The sequence below is a fragment of the Streptomyces sp. Ag109_G2-15 genome (genome assembly GCF_900215565.1).
Taxonomy (GTDB): Bacteria; Actinomycetota; Actinomycetes; order Streptomycetales; family Streptomycetaceae; genus Streptomyces; species Streptomyces diastatochromogenes.
Map to the genome: position 1 here is coordinate 46,159 of NZ_OCNI01000001.1, position 16,249 is coordinate 62,407.

Annotated in this window: 14 protein-coding genes; 9 read left to right on the top strand and 5 right to left on the bottom strand. The window is 71.9% G+C overall.

Features of this window, described 5'->3' with window-relative positions; genetic code table 11:
• Positions 1-98 precede the first annotated feature (98 nt).
• From CRP49_RS00115 to ccrA, 3 genes are read right to left on the bottom strand one after another with little or no spacing between them, the layout of a single operon-like run.
• The gene (locus CRP49_RS00115; protein WP_097251564.1) at positions 99-1,037 is read right to left on the bottom strand and encodes a 3-hydroxybutyryl-CoA dehydrogenase; all 939 of its coding nucleotides are present in this window, start codon (positions 1,035-1,037) and stop codon (positions 99-101) included.
• A complete protein-coding gene (locus CRP49_RS00120; protein WP_257033283.1) occupies positions 1,034-2,032 on the bottom strand; it encodes a 3-oxoacyl-ACP synthase III family protein in 999 nt (332 codons plus the stop codon). Before CRP49_RS00120 ends, CRP49_RS00115 begins: the two co-directional genes overlap by 4 nt.
• Position 2,033: 1 nt before the next feature.
• Positions 2,034-3,413, bottom strand: coding sequence for a crotonyl-CoA carboxylase/reductase (ccrA, locus tag CRP49_RS00125; RefSeq protein WP_097251566.1), 1,380 nt, complete (start codon positions 3,411-3,413; stop codon positions 2,034-2,036).
• Positions 3,414-3,888: 475 nt separating this feature from the next.
• On the opposite strand from ccrA, the gene CRP49_RS00130 reads away from it, so the two are divergent.
• Entirely contained in the window at positions 3,889-5,010 is a 1,122-nt protein-coding gene (locus CRP49_RS00130) for an FAD-dependent monooxygenase (RefSeq protein WP_306459680.1), read from the top strand.
• Here the strand turns inward: CRP49_RS00130 and CRP49_RS00135 are convergent.
• Complete coding sequence (locus tag CRP49_RS00135; RefSeq protein WP_097251567.1) at positions 5,007-6,512, bottom strand: IucA/IucC family siderophore biosynthesis protein; 1,506 nt, start codon at positions 6,510-6,512, stop codon at positions 5,007-5,009. The genes CRP49_RS00130 and CRP49_RS00135 overlap by 4 nt on opposite strands.
• Before the next feature lie 86 nt (positions 6,513-6,598).
• On the opposite strand from CRP49_RS00135, the gene CRP49_RS00140 reads away from it, so the two are divergent.
• The 3 genes from CRP49_RS00140 to CRP49_RS00150 are packed head-to-tail and all read left to right on the top strand — an operon-like array spanning position 6,599 to position 10,170.
• Entirely contained in the window at positions 6,599-8,101 is a 1,503-nt protein-coding gene (locus CRP49_RS00140; protein WP_097251568.1) for an IucA/IucC family protein, read from the top strand.
• 18 nt (positions 8,102-8,119) lie between these two features.
• Positions 8,120-9,382 (top strand): VWA domain-containing protein, encoded by a 1,263-nt coding sequence (locus CRP49_RS00145; RefSeq protein WP_097251569.1) that lies wholly within the window; start codon positions 8,120-8,122, stop codon positions 9,380-9,382.
• On the top strand, positions 9,382-10,170 hold the full coding sequence (locus CRP49_RS00150) for a hypothetical protein (RefSeq protein ID WP_097257126.1): 789 nt from the start codon (positions 9,382-9,384) through the stop codon (positions 10,168-10,170). The genes CRP49_RS00145 and CRP49_RS00150 overlap by 1 nt, the downstream gene beginning before the upstream one ends.
• Before the next feature lie 104 nt (positions 10,171-10,274).
• On the opposite strand, the gene CRP49_RS00155 is transcribed toward CRP49_RS00150, so the two are convergent.
• Positions 10,275-10,901 (bottom strand): winged helix-turn-helix transcriptional regulator, encoded by a 627-nt coding sequence (locus CRP49_RS00155; protein WP_097251570.1) that lies wholly within the window; start codon positions 10,899-10,901, stop codon positions 10,275-10,277.
• Positions 10,902-10,982: 81 nt separating this feature from the next.
• On the opposite strand from CRP49_RS00155, the gene CRP49_RS00160 reads away from it, so the two are divergent.
• The 5 genes from CRP49_RS00160 to CRP49_RS00180 all read left to right on the top strand — a co-directional run bounded on the left by CRP49_RS00160 (position 10,983) and on the right by CRP49_RS00180 (position 16,086).
• Complete coding sequence (locus CRP49_RS00160) at positions 10,983-12,191, top strand: pyridoxal phosphate-dependent aminotransferase (RefSeq protein ID WP_094215022.1); 1,209 nt, start codon at positions 10,983-10,985, stop codon at positions 12,189-12,191.
• Positions 12,192-12,265: 74 nt separating this feature from the next.
• Positions 12,266-12,697, top strand: a complete 432-nt coding sequence (locus CRP49_RS00165; protein ID WP_097251571.1) for an SRPBCC family protein — start codon at positions 12,266-12,268, stop codon at positions 12,695-12,697.
• Positions 12,698-13,041: 344 nt separating this feature from the next.
• Positions 13,042-14,811, top strand: coding sequence for a serine protease (locus CRP49_RS00170; RefSeq protein ID WP_257033284.1), 1,770 nt, complete (start codon positions 13,042-13,044; stop codon positions 14,809-14,811).
• Between the two features lie 32 nt (positions 14,812-14,843).
• Positions 14,844-15,398, top strand: a complete 555-nt coding sequence (locus CRP49_RS00175) for a DUF4232 domain-containing protein (protein WP_097251573.1) — start codon at positions 14,844-14,846, stop codon at positions 15,396-15,398.
• Between the two features lie 88 nt (positions 15,399-15,486).
• The gene (locus tag CRP49_RS00180) at positions 15,487-16,086 is read left to right on the top strand and encodes a histidine phosphatase family protein (protein ID WP_097251574.1); all 600 of its coding nucleotides are present in this window, start codon (positions 15,487-15,489) and stop codon (positions 16,084-16,086) included.
• The last annotated feature ends 163 nt before the right edge of the window (positions 16,087-16,249 follow it).

Below are 16,249 nucleotides of genomic sequence, written 5' to 3' on the forward strand. Positions count from 1 at the left end.
CGCGGCAGGGCCATCGCGCGCAGGAACGTGCTGGGATACCTCGTGGCGGCGGGCCGGGGCGCACCCCGGTACCCGCGCGGATGTCGGGCGTACGCGGGTCAGGCGTAGTCGTAGAAACCGCGGCCGGACTTCTTGCCCAGCAGACCGCCCTCGACCATGCGGAGCAGCAGCGGCGGAGGCGCGTACAGCGGCTCCTTGAACTCCTCGTACATCGCCTCGGCGATCGAGACCGTGGTGTCGAGGCCGATGAGGTCGGCCAGGCGCAGCGGTCCCATCGGGTGCGAGCAGCCGTCGACCATGCCCTGGTCGATGACCTCGGCCGTGGCGAGACCGGAGTCGACCATCCGGACGGCGGAGAGCAGGTAGGGGAAGAGGAGGGCGTTCACCACGAAGCCCGCTCGGTCAGGCGAGCTGATCGGCTTCTTGCCGAGCACGTCCGACACGAACGTCAGGGCACGTGCGGTGGCCCGGCTGTCCGTGACCACCGAGTCGATCAGTTCGACCAGCGGCAGGACGGGCACGGGGTTGAAGAAGTGCATCCCGAGCACCTGGCCCGGACGGCTGGTGGCGCCGGCGAGCCGCACGATGGGGATGGAGGACGTGTTCGAGGCGAGGATGGCGTCCGGGTCCTCGACGATCTTGTCGAGGTCGGCGAAGAGGTCCAGCTTGAGCTGCTCGTTCTCTTTGACCGCCTCGATCACCAGCTGCCGGTCGGCGAGTTCGCCCAGGTCCCTGGTGAAGGACACTCGACCCAGGGCGTCGTCGCGTTCCCGCTCGGTGAGCTTGCCCTTGGCGACCCCGCGTGCCAGGGACCGGGTAAGCCGCTGGGGTCCGGACACCAGGGAGGCGTCGGAGGAGACCGCGACGGTGACGTCCAGGCCCGCCTTGGCGCACAGTTCGGCGATTCCCGTCCCCATGATGCCGCTGCCGACGACCCCTACCCGGTGGATGCCCGGGGGGACGTCCGGGCGGGCGGCGTGGTGGCTCTCCGGGTGGATGTCCGCAGGTGTGGTGAGTGTGTCGCTGGACGTGGTCATGCGCCGGTCCCCCAAGTCAGCAGTGATGCACCGATGGCCATGCCGCCGCCGAACCCGGCGAGCAGCACCAGATCTCCGGCGGACAGCGCCCCGGTGCGGTTGGCCTCGTCGAGGGCGACCGGTACCGATGCGCTGCCCACGTTCCCGTACTTCCTCAGCGTTCGGTGGGTGTGGGCGTTGACGAGACCCGCGCGCTCGACCACCTCGCTGAGCATCACGCCGTTGGCCTGGTGCGGCACGAAGTGGTGCACGTCGGCGAGTTCCACGCCGACGCTCTCCGCCAGTTCCACCAGTGCCCGGGGCACGTTGTCGGCGACGAAGTCCCGTACGGCGCGGCCGTCCATCCGGAAGAAGTGGCCGCCTTCCGCGACGGTCTCCACCGTCGCCGGGTTCCGGCTGCCGCCGGCCTCCACGCGGATCAGTTGGTGGGCGTCGCCGCGGCTGGTCAGGGCGGTGTCGATGATGCCGTACGGTGCGGGGACCGCGCCGACGATCGCCGCACCGGCGCCGTCTGCGAACAGGACGGCCGTCCTGCGGTCGTCGAAGTCGAGGATCCGGGAGTACAGGTCGGCTCCGATGACCAGCGCGCGGCGGTCGGGGTTGAGCGCGACCAGGCTGCGGGCCAGGGCCAGCGCGTACACGAAGCCGCTGCACACGACGTTCACGTCGAAGCACGCGGCGCCGTAGGCCCCCAGCCCGTGCTGCACGAGGTACGACGTCGGCGGCTGGGGAAAGTCACCCGTCGAGGTGGAGACGATGATGTAGTCGATCTCGTCCGCGGACAGCCCGGCCTGCTCCATGGCGGCGGCGCCGGCACGGATGGCCAGGTCGGACGTCGCCTCGTGCGGGGCGGCGTAGCGCCGCGCCTGTATCTGGGTCTTCCGTTCGATCCACTCCGGGGTGACGCCGACGCGCTCGGCGACCTCGTCGTTGCCGACTTCACGCTTGGGCAGGTAGGAGCCGGTCGAGAGAATTCCTATATTGCAGTCCGTCACGTCAGACAGCCCCTTCGAGCACCGCGGACGCATTCCAGTCCACATTTCCTCCGATGTTCCGGAGGGGGTTGAGCCTTGCTTCCCCGATACGCGCCCGCTTCTCGGGGTCCGTGACCCCGAGCCCTTCCCTGGGCGCGAGGCAGAGAACGCCGACCTTTCCGGTGTGCTTGTTCTCCTGGACCAGTCGGGCCGCTTCGCCCACCTCGTGCAGCGGAAAAACCTCGGAGACGATCGGAGACAGATGACCGAGCTGGAAAAGACGATTACATTCGGCCTGTTCCTGGAGATTCGCGGCGTGGCTGCCCACGATGCGCTTCAGGTTCATCCACAGATACCGGTTGTCGAAATGGTGGTCGTATCCGGTGCTGGAGCCGCAAGTGACGACGGTTCCGCCCTTGCGCACCACGAAGACGGAGATACCGAATGTCGCCCGGCCGATGTAGTCGAACACGACGTGCGGGTCCTCGCCGAGCTGCCGCCGGATCTCCCGGCCGAGGCGCTTGCCCAGTTCGATGGTCCGTTCCGGGGTGGGGGCGGCGTCCTGGCCCATGCCGATGTCGTTGCGGTTGATGATCACATCGCAGCCGAGCCGGCGCAGCACCTCGGCCTTGCGCTCGGAACTGACCACGCCCACCGCGATGCCGCCGGCGTTCTTCACCATCTGCACGGCGTACGCGCCCAGGCCGCCGGTGGCGCCCCAGATCAGCACGATGTCGCCCTGCTTGATGCGCGCGCCCTTGTCGCTGACGAGCATGCGGTAGGAGGTCGCCGCGGTGAGCAGGACTCCGGCGGCCTCCTCCCAGGTCAGGTGGGCGGGCTTGGGCAGCAGCTGGCCGGCGCGCACGACGGCGAAGTGGGCCAGTCCGCCGAAGTTGGTCTCGTAGCCCCAGATGCGCTGTTCGGTGCCGAGCATCGCGTCGGCGTGCGACGCCGGTTCCTGCTCGTCGACCTGGACACAGCTGACCACCACGTGGTCACCGACGCGCCAGCGGCGCACGCCCGCTCCGACGCGGACCACGATCCCGGCCGCGTCCGAACCCACGACGTGGTGGGGCAGGTCGTGGCGGGCCGCGTAGCCGCCCTGCCGGCCGTATCGCTTCAGGAATTCGAAGGTGGGCACCGGCTCGAACGTGGCCGACCACACCGTGTTGTAGTTGATCGAGCTGGCCATCACCGCGACGACGACCTCGTCGGGCGCGATCTCCGGCATCGGTACCCGGCCGACATGAAGTGTGTCGCGGACGTCCTTGTCCGCGGTGTCACCGAATTTTCCGACGTCCGACGCGCGCAGGTGTGCGGCCAGATATTCGGCGGGCAGCTCATGCCGTTCCAGCTCGCCCGTGTCGGCGCCGCCGAGCAGAGCTTCGACCAAAGAGCTCATTGTCCCCCTCCTCGATCAGCGAGCAGCCGACAGCGCGCAACGAATTCACCCTTGAAGACGTCGCGCGCCTACTGCTCGGTCAAAGACATGCTGGTGCGGGAAATGAACTCGCCTTCACCGCACCGAGATCTACTGAATCACCCCGGGTATCGACTACGGTACGCATTCCACACCCCAGCCCCTACCCTTAACCGCCCCCTAGCCGGGACCCCACCAGCGTGGTCGGCAGCCCCCAGTCCGCCGATTCGGGCGGGCTGTGCGCCAGGGCAGGATCCAGCCGTCGGCGCGGATTCCGGAGGCCGGGTGATCGCCGGGCTGGCAGCATGGTCTCGCGCGGCGCACCGGACCGGCGCCGGGGGACGACGAGGAGACTCGGAATGCGTGGTGGCAGGGTCGCGGTCGTGGGCGGCAGCATCGCGGGATGCGCGGCGGCGCTCGCGCTGGGGCGGGGCGGGGCGGGGCCGAGGGGATCACGGTGTACGAGCGTGCGGCGGGCCGCCTGGCCGACCGCGGAGTCGGGCTCGCCGTACACAACGCCCGCTACGCGGAACTGGAGGCGGCGGGCCATCTCGACGCCTCGATGCCGTGGGTGCGGCTCGTGCGGCGCCGCTGGTACGTCCGGGACGACACGGCGGCGAACGGCCCGCTGGGCCGCGAGATCGCCGTGATGCCCTTCCCGTTCCGCACCTACAACTGGGGCCCGCTCTGGCACGCGCTGCGTCGTCGGGTGCCCGAGGCGGCGGACTTCCGGCCCGGCTCGGCGGTCGAGGCGGTCGAGGTGGCACCGGACGGCGCCGAGGTGCACGCCGGCGGGCGCACCGAGCGGTACGACGTGGTGATCGGCGCGGACGGCTACCGCTCGGCGGTGCGTACGGCCGTGTGCGCCGATGTCCGCCCCGAGTACGCCGGATACCTGGCCTGGCGCGGCGCCTACCCGTCGGCCCGGCTGCGCGACCCCGAGCTGTGGGCCGAGGACGAGTGCGGCTACGTCGTCTTCGAGGGCGGCCATCTCATCGTGTACCGGATCCCGGACGGGACCGACGGCGGCCACCGGGTCAACTGGGTCCTGTACACGGCCCCGCCGCCGGGCCTCGACCAGGGCCTCGAGACCCCCACGAGCCTGCCTCCGGGCACCGCGGGCGACGGACTGCGCGCCCATCTGGCGTACGTCGCCGCCGAGTTGCTTCCTCCCTACTGGGGCGACCTGGTACGGGCGACGACCCACGACGAGCTGTTCCTCCAGCCCATGTACGACTTCACGGCGCCCCGTTACGCGGTGGGCCGCGCGCTGCTCATGGGCGACGCGGCCGCGGTCGCGCGCCCGCACACCGGCGCCGGTGCCGTCAAGGCGCTCCAGGACGCCACGGTCCTGGAGTCGGCCCTGACCTCGACGGCCACCTGGTCCGACGCCCTGGCCGCCTACGACGCCGCACGCGCGCCCGCCGGCCGGGTCATGGTCGACCTGGGGCGACGGCTCGGCCGGGCCCTGGTCCAGGAGACCCCGGACTGGCGGACGCTCGACCGGACGGGCCTGGAGACCTGGTGGAAGCAGGCGGACGGGACCGGGGCGTTCGGAGGCCGGGAGCTGACGGACTAACCCCTGTCGGCCAGCGGGTTCGGCAGCGGCAGGTAGCGGGCGTCCGCGCCGTCCGCGTGTGTCCAGCGCAGCAGCAGGTTGGTCTTGCCGGGCAGGGTCGGTGCGGTGAGCAGGGCGGGGATCTCGGGCAGGTCGTGGCGGGCGAGTTCGCGGCGGGCGGCGGGCCAGGGGTCGAGGCCGGGGTGGTGTTCGGCGAGGGCGGCGGCGATCTCGCTGAGGTGGTTGACGACCAGGCAGTAGACGAGTCGCTCCCAGCCGGCGGCCCGGGGGACGTCCGGCAGCACCTTGGCGCCCTCGGCATCCCGGAACAGTGCCTGTACGGGCGTGCCGGCCGCGTCCACGGCGACCAGGGTGTTCTGCAGGTGCGCCTCGAGGACGACCCCGTGGGCGTCGAACGCCGTGAGGGCGGGCGGGATCACCTGCCGCAGGTACGCCTCCCACCAGGCGTCCGGATCGGCCGTGGCGGCCAGTGGGCTGCCCTCGAAGCCCTCCGCGAGCCCGGCCGCGAGCAGCGGGGTGGCGCCGGGCAGGAGGTGGCCGCGCAGCCCGTCCCGCACGAGCACGGCCAGCTCCTCGAAGGCGAAGGCGGCGGTGCGGTAGCCGCGGTCGCTCAGCCAGGCCGCGGGCGGGCCCATGGCCGCGAAGGCGGCGCTGGCGGCCGAGTCGGTGCGGCGCAGTTTCAGCAGGTCGTGGCGCCACAGCCGGCGGATGTCGTTGGTGATGCGCACGTCGAGGCTGAACTTCAGGAACAGGTCGCGCCGGGGCTCGTACACCGTGCGGATGGCCGCCGTCGGCCAGGCGTCGAAGGCGGTGGTGCCGAGCCGGACCAGGCGGCCGTCGGCGAAGGCCGGGGCGAGGTCGCGGGCGACGAGGTCGAGCTGCCAGGGGTGGGCGGGCAGCAGCCGGTAGCCGGGCGGGGCCGTGCCGAGGGCGTCCAGGGCGCTGGTGTCGCCCTCCTCGGCCACCTGGTCCTCGCGGACGCCGAGCAGCACCAGCGGGAAGCGCGCGTGTGCCTCGGGGGCGTACGGCAGCCAGGACGCGACCGGGCCGCCGCCGCGGGCCTTGGGAGCCGGGTGGTAGGGGTGGCCGGTGATCAGGGACTGCTCGGAGCGCAGGTACGGGTCCTCGGGCGCCGTGGCCCGGGCACGGGCGGTGAGCAGGGCGGCGACCGCGTCCCGGCTGTCGATCATCTCGGCGGGCAGGTCGCCGTTGGACAGCCCGGTGTGCCGGCGCAGCTCCTCGGCGACCAGTTTGACCAGCTCGGAGTGGCCGAGGCGGTGCCAGTCCCCGGCAGCGTGCACCTCGGGGTCGGCGGGCCGCCGCCCCGGCCGTACGCGCAGCAGGCGGCCGGTGCCGGGCAGCCGGAAGACCGCCCGTGGCCCCGGGACCGGATGCGGCTCGGCGACCTCGCGCAGCAGGCAGTTGAGCAGGGGTGCGGCCGCGTACGCGTCGGCACGCTGTCCGACGGTGTCGGCGGGAGGCTTGAGGTCCACGCGATCCATTCGTTCTTCGTCCTGGGCCCGAGCAACAAGTATGAATGCCGTCCCTGACAATCGTGCCCCGAGCTGCCCGCATCCGAGGAGCCCCCGTGTACCACTCCCCCACCGCAGAGGCCGATATCGCCGAGGAGCTGGCCGCCGTCCGGCCCGGCCTGCTGCCCCGGTACACGGCCGAGCTGCCGGGTGCCCGCGCGGCGGTGCTGACCCGGCTGTGGCGGGGGCTCGCCCATGAGCCCCTGCCGTGGGTCACCGGCCGGCTCCGGGGGGCACACAGCCTCGCCCTGCGGCTGGCCGACGGCCGGACCCTGCACGGCCCGCACGCGGACCCGTACGCGACCGGCGGGTACGTCACCGCCGTCCGCCTGGACCGGGAGCGCTACGACGATCCGGCACGCCTGATGAGCGACCTCGCGGTGCCGCACGCGGCGGGTCTGGCGACAGAACTCGGGCACAGTGTGGCCTCGTTGGCGCTGTCCCGGGCCGGCGCGGATCATCCGAAGGAGTGGCCCGAGCGGGAGTGGGAGTGGGAACAGCGGGTGGTGGACGGCCATCCGTTCCACCCCAACTGCCGTTCCCGGCCGGGTTTCTCGGTGGCGGACCAGCTGGCGTACGGCCCGGAGCACCGGCCGGTGGTCGGTCTCGGCACGGTCGCCGTACCGGCCGCCGAGTGCCTGCTGTCCGGGGACTGGCCGGAGGAACTGCGGGACGACGAGCGACTGTTGCTGCCGGTACACCCCTGGCAGGCGGCCCATGTGCTCAAGCGGCCGTACGACCCCTGGCGCCCCGCGCACCCGCTGATGGCCCTGCGCACCCTCGCCCTGCCCGACGGGCCGCATGTGAAGACCGCGCTGACCGCCCGGCTGACCTCCTCGGTGCGGGACATCTCCGCGTACTCCGTCGGGGCGGCCGCGACCCTGTCGGCCTTCGCCACGGAACTGTCCGCGCGCACGGACGGGCTGCTGCACATGACCCGCACCCTGGGCGCGGCCGCCCATTCCCCCGATCTGGCCGCGCTGCTGCGGGAGTCGCCCGAGGTGTACGCGGGCCCGGGCGAGCGGGTGCTGCCGGTGGCGGCGCTCGCCACCACCGACCTGCCGGACTCCCCGGCCTGGCTGGCCGAGTTCGCCCGCCTCGCCCTCACGGTCGGTCTGCGCCTGCTGGACCTCGGGGTGGCCCTGGAGGCCCACGGCCAGAACCTCCTGGTGGTCCTCTCGGCGGACAACTCCCCGCTCCGCCTGGTCTACCGCGACCTCGCCGACATCCGCATCAGCCCGGCCCGGCTGTCCGCTCACGGCATCACCCCGCCGCCCCTGACCGGCCGGCTGATCACGGATGACGTGCCGACCCTGCGCCGCAAGCTGTTCGGCTCCCTGGTGGCGGGCGCACTCGCCGGCACGGCGGGCTCGGGGCCCGCCCTGGGCGCGGCCCTGAGGGCCGCCCTGCCGGACCTGCCCCGCACCCCCGACCTGACGGCCCTGTGCGAAGGCCCGCTGCCCACGAAGGCGTTGACGCTGATGCGGCTGTCCCCGGACACCCCCGGCGACCAGTGGGCCCTGCTGCCGAACCCGCTCGTTTTGGAGCCCGGCGCCTGAGATCAATAAGATCCGCCGATGATCAGAAGACAACGGCTGGCGGCGGGCGTCTGCGCTCTGCTCGCCGCCCTGACGGCCGGGCTCGCCGTCCCGTCCACGGCTGTGGCCGACGAGACGGAGCAGCCCGCTCCGAAGGTCGAACTCGTACTGGACGTCAGCGGTTCCATGCGGACGCGGGACATAGACGGCGGCTCCCGGATGGCCGCCGCGAAGCAGGCGTTCAACGAGGTGCTCGACGCGACACCGGAGGAGGTCCAGCTCGGCATCCGCACCCTGGGCGCCAACTACCGCGGCAACGACCGCATAACGGGCTGCAAGGACACCGCGCAGCTCTACCCGGTCGGCCCGTTGAACCGGACCGAGGCGAAGACCGCGGTGGCCACCCTGGCGCCGACCGGCTGGACGCCGATCGGCCCCGCGCTGCAGAAGGCGGCCGCCGACCTCGACGGCGGTGACGGCACCCGCCGTATCGTCCTGATCAGCGACGGCGAGGACACCTGCCAGCCGCTCGACCCGTGCGAGGTGGCCCGCGAGATCGCCGCCAAGGGCATCGGGCTGACCATCGACACCCTCGGCCTGGTGCCGGACGCCAAGACCCGCGACCAGCTCAGCTGCATCGCGGACGCGACCGGCGGCACCTACACCGACGTACGGCACAAGGAAGAACTCAGCGACCGGGTGGGCGAGTTGGTCGACCGGGCCGCCGATCCGGTGGTGACGCCGGTGGCGACCGAGGGCGCGGCCGAGTGCGCGAAGGCGCCGTCGCTCAAGTCCGGGCTCTACACGGATCGTGAGGAGTTCGGCCGGCAGCGCTGGTACAAGGTGGACGTCGACCCCGGCCAGGAGCTGCGCGCCTCGGTGAGCGTGGCGGACGACCGGGCCGTCAACCCGGACCACGGGGTGCTGCTGCGTGCGGTGACCGTGCACGGCCGGGAGATCGTGCGCGGTGAGGCCGCGGGCACCGGCCGTACGGACGTGATCTCGACCGGTCTGCGCTACCCGAAGCCGGAGAGCGACGACGACACCGCCACCGCCGAGACCGTGTGCCTCCAGGTCACCAACTCCTTCTCGGCCGCCGCGGGGGTCAAGACGTCCCCGGGTCTGCCGCTGGAGCTGACCGTGGACGTCGTGGACGGCCCGAGCAAGGCGGGCGACGTGGCCTCCTTCGGCCTCGGGCGCGGCTGGTGGCTGCTGGGTGCGCTGGTGCTGGCCGGCTTCCTGGCCGGTCTGCTGTGGGGCTGGCTGTCGCGCTGGCGGGTCGCGGTCTGGAGGACGAACTGATGCGTATCACGCGAGTACTGAGCACCGCGCTGCTGGCGCTCGGGCTGGCCGCGGGACCCGCGGCCGCCGACTCCTCCCCGTCGCCGAGCGCCACGGACGACGGCAAGGCGCCCACCCGGGCGGGCACGTCCTTCCGTACGGCGACCGAGATCGAGCAGGGGCAGCAGGCCACCGCGTCCGGTTCCACCGGCGACTACCTGTACTGGTCGTTCCCCGCTGACGCCGGACAGCGCCCGACGGTCAAGGCGACCGTGAAGCTGCCCCAGACGCACGGGACGCAGAACTGGCAGATCGACGTGTACGACGGCCTGCGGCGCCGCCAGTCCTGCCAGTACGGCGCGGCGACCCGCACCGCCGCCGAGGGGGCGTCCTCGGTCGAGCTGGCCTGTGTGCTGCGCACGGTGCGTGCCTGGTCCGAGCCGTGGGCCAACGACCCGCTGCCGGGCACGTACTACGTCCGCCTGACCGTGGTGGACCTGGGCGCCTCCGACCTGGGTCAGCCGGTGAGCGCCGAGGTGCGGGTCGACTCCAAGGACATCGGCGGCGCGGCGGCCGTGGACGGCTCGCTGGCCGAGCCGCTCGTGCCGGGCGTGGCGGTCAAGTCCCAGGCGAAGGAGGACGATTCGAAGGCCGCGGTGCTGTCGAGCCTCGAACCCGACGACGGCTGGTCCTCCGGCTGGTGGTCCGACCGCTGGGTGTGGACCGCGATCGGGGGCATGCTCGCCGCTCTCGCGGGGATCGGCGGGTATGCGCTGACACGGGGCTCGGGGCGGCCGCCTGGAGTCTGAGCCGATTTGGTCGAAGGCCCGCCTGCCGGCGGGCCTTCTGCTTTCCCACCCGCCCACCCGACTCGGTAGGCCGAAAAGCCGGAGTCCGAGGCAGCAGCCCGTTTTCACGCCTCCCGCAGCGCCTTGGCGATCGTGCCCTCGCCGGTCACCGTGACCCGCCCGGCCCGGACGGCGTCCGTGAGGGTCATCTCCCCGCGGGCCACGGCCTCGCACGTCCCCGCGTCCATCGCCAACCGCGCGTCCGCCTCACCGGGCGCGGGCCCGTCGCCGTACACCGGCCCCTCCTCTGCCCCGGCGTACAGGTGGAACTCCCCCTCCTCCAGCCGTACTTCGACGATTCCCTCGCCCGGCAGCGCGCGCAGCAAGGGCAGCGCGAACCAGTGTGCGCGCACCGCGTCGGTCGGCCGCCGCTCGCCCAGCTCGCCCTCGCCCCACGTGCCCAGCGCCTGCAGCACGGGCAGCAACTCGCGCCCTCGCTCGGTGAGTTCGTACACGTAGGCCGCACCGGGCGGCGGCAGCCGCCGTCGGCTGGTCAGCCCGTCCCGTTCCATGTCCTTCAGCCGTGAGGCGAGTACGTCCGTGCTCACGCCGGGCAGGTCCGCGTGCAGGTCCGTGTAGCGGCGGGGGCCGGCCAGCAGTTCGCGGACGATCAGCAGGGTCCAGCGGTCGCCGACGAGGTCGAGCGCGCGGGCTGCGGAGCAGTACTGGTCGTAGCTTCGGCGAGGTGACATGACCCGCAGTCTAGACATGTCGTTGGACTTTCCAAGCTCCTACTTGGTAAAACCAAGCAACACGAGTTCCCGGAGGGACGCATGGAGTTCCGGCAGTCGAACAAGCTCAGCGAGGTCTGTTACGAGATCCGCGGCCCGGTGATCGAGCACGCCAACGCACTGGAGGAGGCGGGCCACAGCGTGCTGCGCCTGAACACCGGCAACCCCGCGCTGTTCGGCTTCGAGGCGCCGGAGGAGATCCTCCAGGACATGATCAGGATGCTGCCGCAGGCGCACGGCTACACCGACTCGCGCGGCATCCTCTCCGCCCGCCGCGCGGTCGCCCAGCGCTACCAGAACCTGGGCCTGGAGGTGGGCGTCGACGACGTGTTCCTCGGCAACGGCGTCTCGGAGCTGGTGTCCATGGCCGTACAGGCCCTGGTCGAGGACGGCGACGAGATCCTCATCCCCGCGCCGGACTTCCCCCTCTGGACGGCGGTGACGACCCTGGCCGGCGGCAAGGCCGTCCACTACCTGTGCGACGAGCAGGCCGACTGGAACCCGGACCTGGCCGACATGGCGTCGAAGATCACCGACCGCACCAAGGCCGTGGTGATCATCAACCCGAACAACCCGACCGGCGCGGTGTACCCGAAGGAGGTCGTGGAGGGCATCCTCGACCTGGCCCGCCGGCACGGCCTGATGGTCTTCGCCGACGAGATCTACGACCAGATCCTCTACGACGACGCCGTCCACCACTCGGCCGCGGCCCTCGCCCCCGACCTGGTGGTCCTCACCTTCTGCGGCCTGTCGAAGACCTACCGGGTGGCCGGCTTCCGCTCCGGCTGGCTGGTGGTGACCGGCCCCAGGCAGCACGCGAAGAACTACCTGGAGGGCCTGACCATGCTGGCCTCCATGCGCCTGTGCGCCAACGCGCCCGCCCAGTACGCCATCCAGGCCGCGCTCGGCGGCCGCCAGTCCATCGGCGAACTCGCCGCTCCGGGCGGCCGGTTGTACGAGCAGCGCACCGTGGCCTGGGAGAAGCTCAACGAGATCCCGGGTGTGTCCTGCGTGAAGCCCAAGGGCGCGCTGTACGCCTTCCCGCGCCTGGACCCGAAGGTCCACAAGATCCACGACGACGAGAAGTTCGTACTGGACCTGCTGCTGCGGGAGAAGATCCAGGTGGTCCAGGGCACCGGCTTCAACTGGCCGAAGCCCGATCACTTCCGCATCCTGACCCTCCCCCACGCGGACGACCTGGAGGCGGCGATCGGCCGGATCGGACGGTTCCTGAGCGGCTACCGACAGTGACGATGCGTGATCCCGTGCCGGGCGCACACTGGAAACAGAAGGTACGGGCCAGGATCCGACCCCGGAGGTGAGCCATGAGCACCCTGGAAGAACACGTCGACGTCGGGGTGACCATCGACAGGGCCTGGGACAGCCTCCACCGCGTGGAGGACTACTCACGCTTCGTGGCCGGCGTGCGCGACGCCCGCACGGAGAGGGCAGGCCAAACGCATCTGAACGTCGAGGCGGGCGGCCGGACCCGGGAGCTGGACGCCGAGGTCTCGGACCGCACGGGGGAACGCGTGATGGAGTGGCGCACCACGGGCGCCCCGAAGCTGAGAGGTTCCTTCTCCCTGCAGCCGATCGACCAGGGCCACACCCGGGTCCAGGCGCGGCTGGAGTACGACCCCGACACCGTCCGGGAGACGTTCGGCGGGCCGAAGGGGTTCGCCCAGGCGACCGCGATCGAACGGCTCGTGCGCAGTGATCTGGAGCAGTTCAAGGAGTACGCGGAACAGGGACGGTGAGGGGGAGGAAAGCCGGGCCACTGCCCCCTGTCGGTGAACGCCGTATGTGATCACCGACAGGGGGCTTTCGTACGCCCCGCGGGCGGCTGCCCGTGTCACGCACGCCGTCGAACAGGCGTATGCGAAGATCGCCTGGGTCCCGTCGTCATCCTGCGGCGGGCACGACCAGGGGGATCCACCGGAGTTCGTGGCGAAGTCGCCCGTGTGCGCGCCTGACCAGCGTCGCACCGGCGGCCGCTCGTCCTCCTGGTCCGGCTTTCGTGAAACCGGGGGGAACGTACTTGTTGTCGTACCGAAGAGGCCGGACGGTCGTCACCGTCCTGTCCGCGGTGATACTCGGGCTCATGGCTCCGACCGCACGGGCCGCATCGCCTTCGCCTTCGCCGTCTCCGACCCCGCTCGTGACGGCGGACGCGGGGCGGGAAGCGCAGGAGGCCGCCCGGTTCTGGACCGCGCGGCGCATGGCGGACGCCCGGCCGCTGGACGGGTTCCGCTCGGCGCCGTCCGCGTCCGGGAAGCCGGGTGCTGCGGCGGCAGCCCGGCCCAAGGGGACTCCGTACGGCGGGACGCGGCTCGTGGGAACGTTCTTCGGCTCCAGCGGGCCGAGCGGCACCGCCTGGCACTGCACCGGCAGCGTGATCGCCACCGCGTCGAAGAACATCGTGCTCACCGCGGCCCACTGCGGGCTGAGCATGAAGAACGACTACATCTTCGTCCCGAAGTTCGTGAAGGGAGCGAGCCCCGACCGGCAGCCGTACGGCATCTTCCACATCCAGCACATCTTCCTCGACCCGCGCTACGTCCCCGACAACGGCTCGACGACCACCAGGAAGCCCTGGTCCGACCTGGACACCGCGTTCGCCCGGGTCTCGGCGAACCAGCGGGGCAAGCAGCTCCAGGAGGCCGTGGGAGGCGGGCTGACCTTCACCAAGCCGTCCGGCTACACGCACCGGAACGTCACGGTGGTCGGGTACCCGTCGCACGCGCACAACGGCGCCGGACGCGCCCTCAAGTGCACCGTGCCGACGAAGCAACTCCCCGGGTACCGGCAGATGTCCATGACCTGCGGCGGTTACTACGGCGGTGTGTCCGGCAGTCCCTGGATCACCGACTACAAGGACGGTGCCACCACCGGTCATGTCATCGGCAACCTCGGTGGCTACAACGGCGGCGGCAACGACGCGAACGTCGACTACATCAGCTACGCCCCGGCGTTCGGCGCCGACGCCGCCAACCTCCTCGCCTACGCCGTCGCGGGGCAGGATCCGCCGTCCGACCTGCCCCCGTACAAAGGGATCGAGGCCAAGCTCCCGGGCGGAGCGGGGCGGTGGCAGCACGCCAGGCTGACGGCCTCCGGTGACTACACGGGCGATCACCGCAGTGACCTGATCGTGGTCTGGTCCGACGGCGAGACCACGCTGTATCCCGGTGACGGCAAGGGCGGATTCCAGCCGCAGAAGCGGCTCCAGCGGGCCAACTCCACCTGGACGCACGCCCGGACGATCACCGGCGGGGACTTCGCCGGCGGCGATCTGTCCGACCTGCTGGTGCGCTGGTCCGACGGGGAGGTCACCCTCTACCCGGACGTCAGCGCGGCGGGCCTGGGCCAGGAGGTCCGGATGGCGAAGCCCGGCTCGGTCTGGAAGAACGCCGTCCAGATCTCGGCCGGGCAGTTCCACGGCGGCGGGAACGCCACCGACCTGCTGGTCCGCTGGACCGACGGCGAACTGACCCTCTACACCTCGGTCGGCGCCGGCACCTTCGGCACCGAGAAGCGCCTGCTGGCGCCGAACGGCACCTGGAAGAACGCCACTCTGCTCACCAGCGGGAACTTCAGCGGCAAGGCCACCTGGGATGTCCTCGTACGCTGGGCGGACGGCGAACTCGACGCCTATCCGGGCACCTCGGCCGCGGGACTGGGCACCGAGTCGCGGCTGCGCGGCCCGAACGCCCTGTGGAAGCACGGCCTGGTCATGACGGCGGGCGACTACACCCCCAACCGCACCCGGGACGACCTCATCGTCCGCTGGTCCGACGGCGAGACGACGCTGTACGCCGACACCGGCGCGAAGGCTCTCGGCGCGGAGAACACGCTGGTCTATCCCGGCACTTGACCACTCACCCACGCACAGGTTCAGGGGGAACGATGCGAACGACGCGCACGACGGCTCGTCCGAGTGGCGGCCTGGCCGTCCTCATGGCCGTCCTCATGGCCGGACTGGCCCTGGCGGCCTGCGGCACCAGCACCGAAGCGGACGACACGGCACTGGGCAACTGCCGGACCGGATCCCTGAAGTGGACGCTGGTCCTGCTCGGCAAGGAGAAGGGCGGCAGCCGGGCCGACGCACGGCTGACCGCCGTCAACAAGGGTCCGGACAGCTGTGTGTTCGACGGCTACCCGGGCATCGAGATCCACAACGGGAAGGCGGAGAGCATCGACGGCGCCGGACCGGGGCACCCCGCCTCGTTCCCCCTCTCCGCGAAGGCGGCGGTCACCGTCGACCTGCACTACACGCCCCACGGCACGAAGGGTGCCGACGACTGGTGCGTGCGGCAGAGCGAGGCGGTGGTCCGGGCCCCGCACGACTCCGACCGCACCGTCGTCCCGGTCCTGGACCGGCACCGGAGGACCGCCGTGATCGACGCCTGCGGCGAGACCCTGTCCATGGCGCCACCGCACCGCACGCCGGCCGGGAACTGAGCGCGGCGGCCCGTCTGGCCCAGTCCGCCCTGCGGGGCGCCGCGACCGTGTGACACGGTGCTGGGAAGCGAGCGGGAAGGGCGCTGACGTGGGTGACCTCTTTCTCGTCCGGCACGGTGAGACCGAGTGGTCGCGGTCCGGACGGCACACCGGCTGGACCGACGTACCGCTCACCGAGCACGGGCGGGAGGAGGCGCGCAGGCTGGTGCCGCTGATCCGCTCGCACCGCATCGGCGCCGCCTTCGTCAGCCCCCTGCAGCGGGCCCGGGAGACCGCCGAACTGATCGGGATCCACGACGCCCGGGTCGACGCCGACCTGCGCGAATGGGACTACGGCGGGTACGAGGGCATCACCACCGTGGAGATCCAGCGCACCCGGCCCGACTGGTTCCTGTTCACGGACGGGGTCGCGCCGGGCCCGCCCGAGCACCCCGGGGAGAGTCCGGAGCAGGTCGGGGAGCGCGCCGACCGGATGCTGGGCAAGGTGGACGCCGCGCTCGCCAACACCGAGGGGGTCGTCGTCCTGGTCGCCCACGGCCACTTCCTCCGCGTCCTCACCGCCCGCCGCCTCGGCCTGCGCCCCCAACACGGCGCCCTCTTCCAACTGGCGACAGGCACCCTGTCCCGCCTCGGCACGGAGCATGGTCGCCCGGTGGTGGCGGGCTGGAACGTCCACCCGCCCACCTGACCGACCCGACGGACACCTGCCGTGCCGGCCGCGACCGCCCTGGCTGCGGGCAGTCGTGCCGCTGGGGCGGCACGGGTGGGCGCAGGGGCACCTCGTCAGCGCCGAGTCGCGCGTCCCACCCCCCGCCCAGCTGCAACCCCCGAGGGTCTGGGCCGGCCCCGGC

Excerpts from the sequence above, each read along its gene's own strand:
- CRP49_RS00160 (WP_094215022.1), top strand. The coding sequence starts at position 10,983 with ATGGAGTTCCGGCAGTCGAACAAGCTCAGCGAGGTCTGTTACGAGATC.
- CRP49_RS00135 (WP_097251567.1), bottom strand. The coding sequence starts at position 6,512 with ATGGATCGCGTGGACCTCAAGCCTCCCGCCGACACCGTCGGACAGCGT.
- CRP49_RS00145 (WP_097251569.1), top strand. The coding sequence starts at position 8,120 with ATGATCAGAAGACAACGGCTGGCGGCGGGCGTCTGCGCTCTGCTCGCC.
- CRP49_RS00165 (WP_097251571.1), top strand. The coding sequence starts at position 12,266 with ATGAGCACCCTGGAAGAACACGTCGACGTCGGGGTGACCATCGACAGG.
- CRP49_RS00150 (WP_097257126.1), top strand. The coding sequence starts at position 9,382 with ATGCGTATCACGCGAGTACTGAGCACCGCGCTGCTGGCGCTCGGGCTG.
- CRP49_RS00170 (WP_257033284.1), top strand. The coding sequence starts at position 13,042 with ATGGCTCCGACCGCACGGGCCGCATCGCCTTCGCCTTCGCCGTCTCCG.
- CRP49_RS00115 (WP_097251564.1), bottom strand. The coding sequence starts at position 1,037 with ATGACCACGTCCAGCGACACACTCACCACACCTGCGGACATCCACCCG.
- ccrA (WP_097251566.1), bottom strand. The coding sequence starts at position 3,413 with ATGAGCTCTTTGGTCGAAGCTCTGCTCGGCGGCGCCGACACGGGCGAG.
- CRP49_RS00155 (WP_097251570.1), bottom strand. The coding sequence starts at position 10,901 with ATGTCACCTCGCCGAAGCTACGACCAGTACTGCTCCGCAGCCCGCGCG.
- CRP49_RS00175 (WP_097251573.1), top strand. The coding sequence starts at position 14,844 with ATGCGAACGACGCGCACGACGGCTCGTCCGAGTGGCGGCCTGGCCGTC.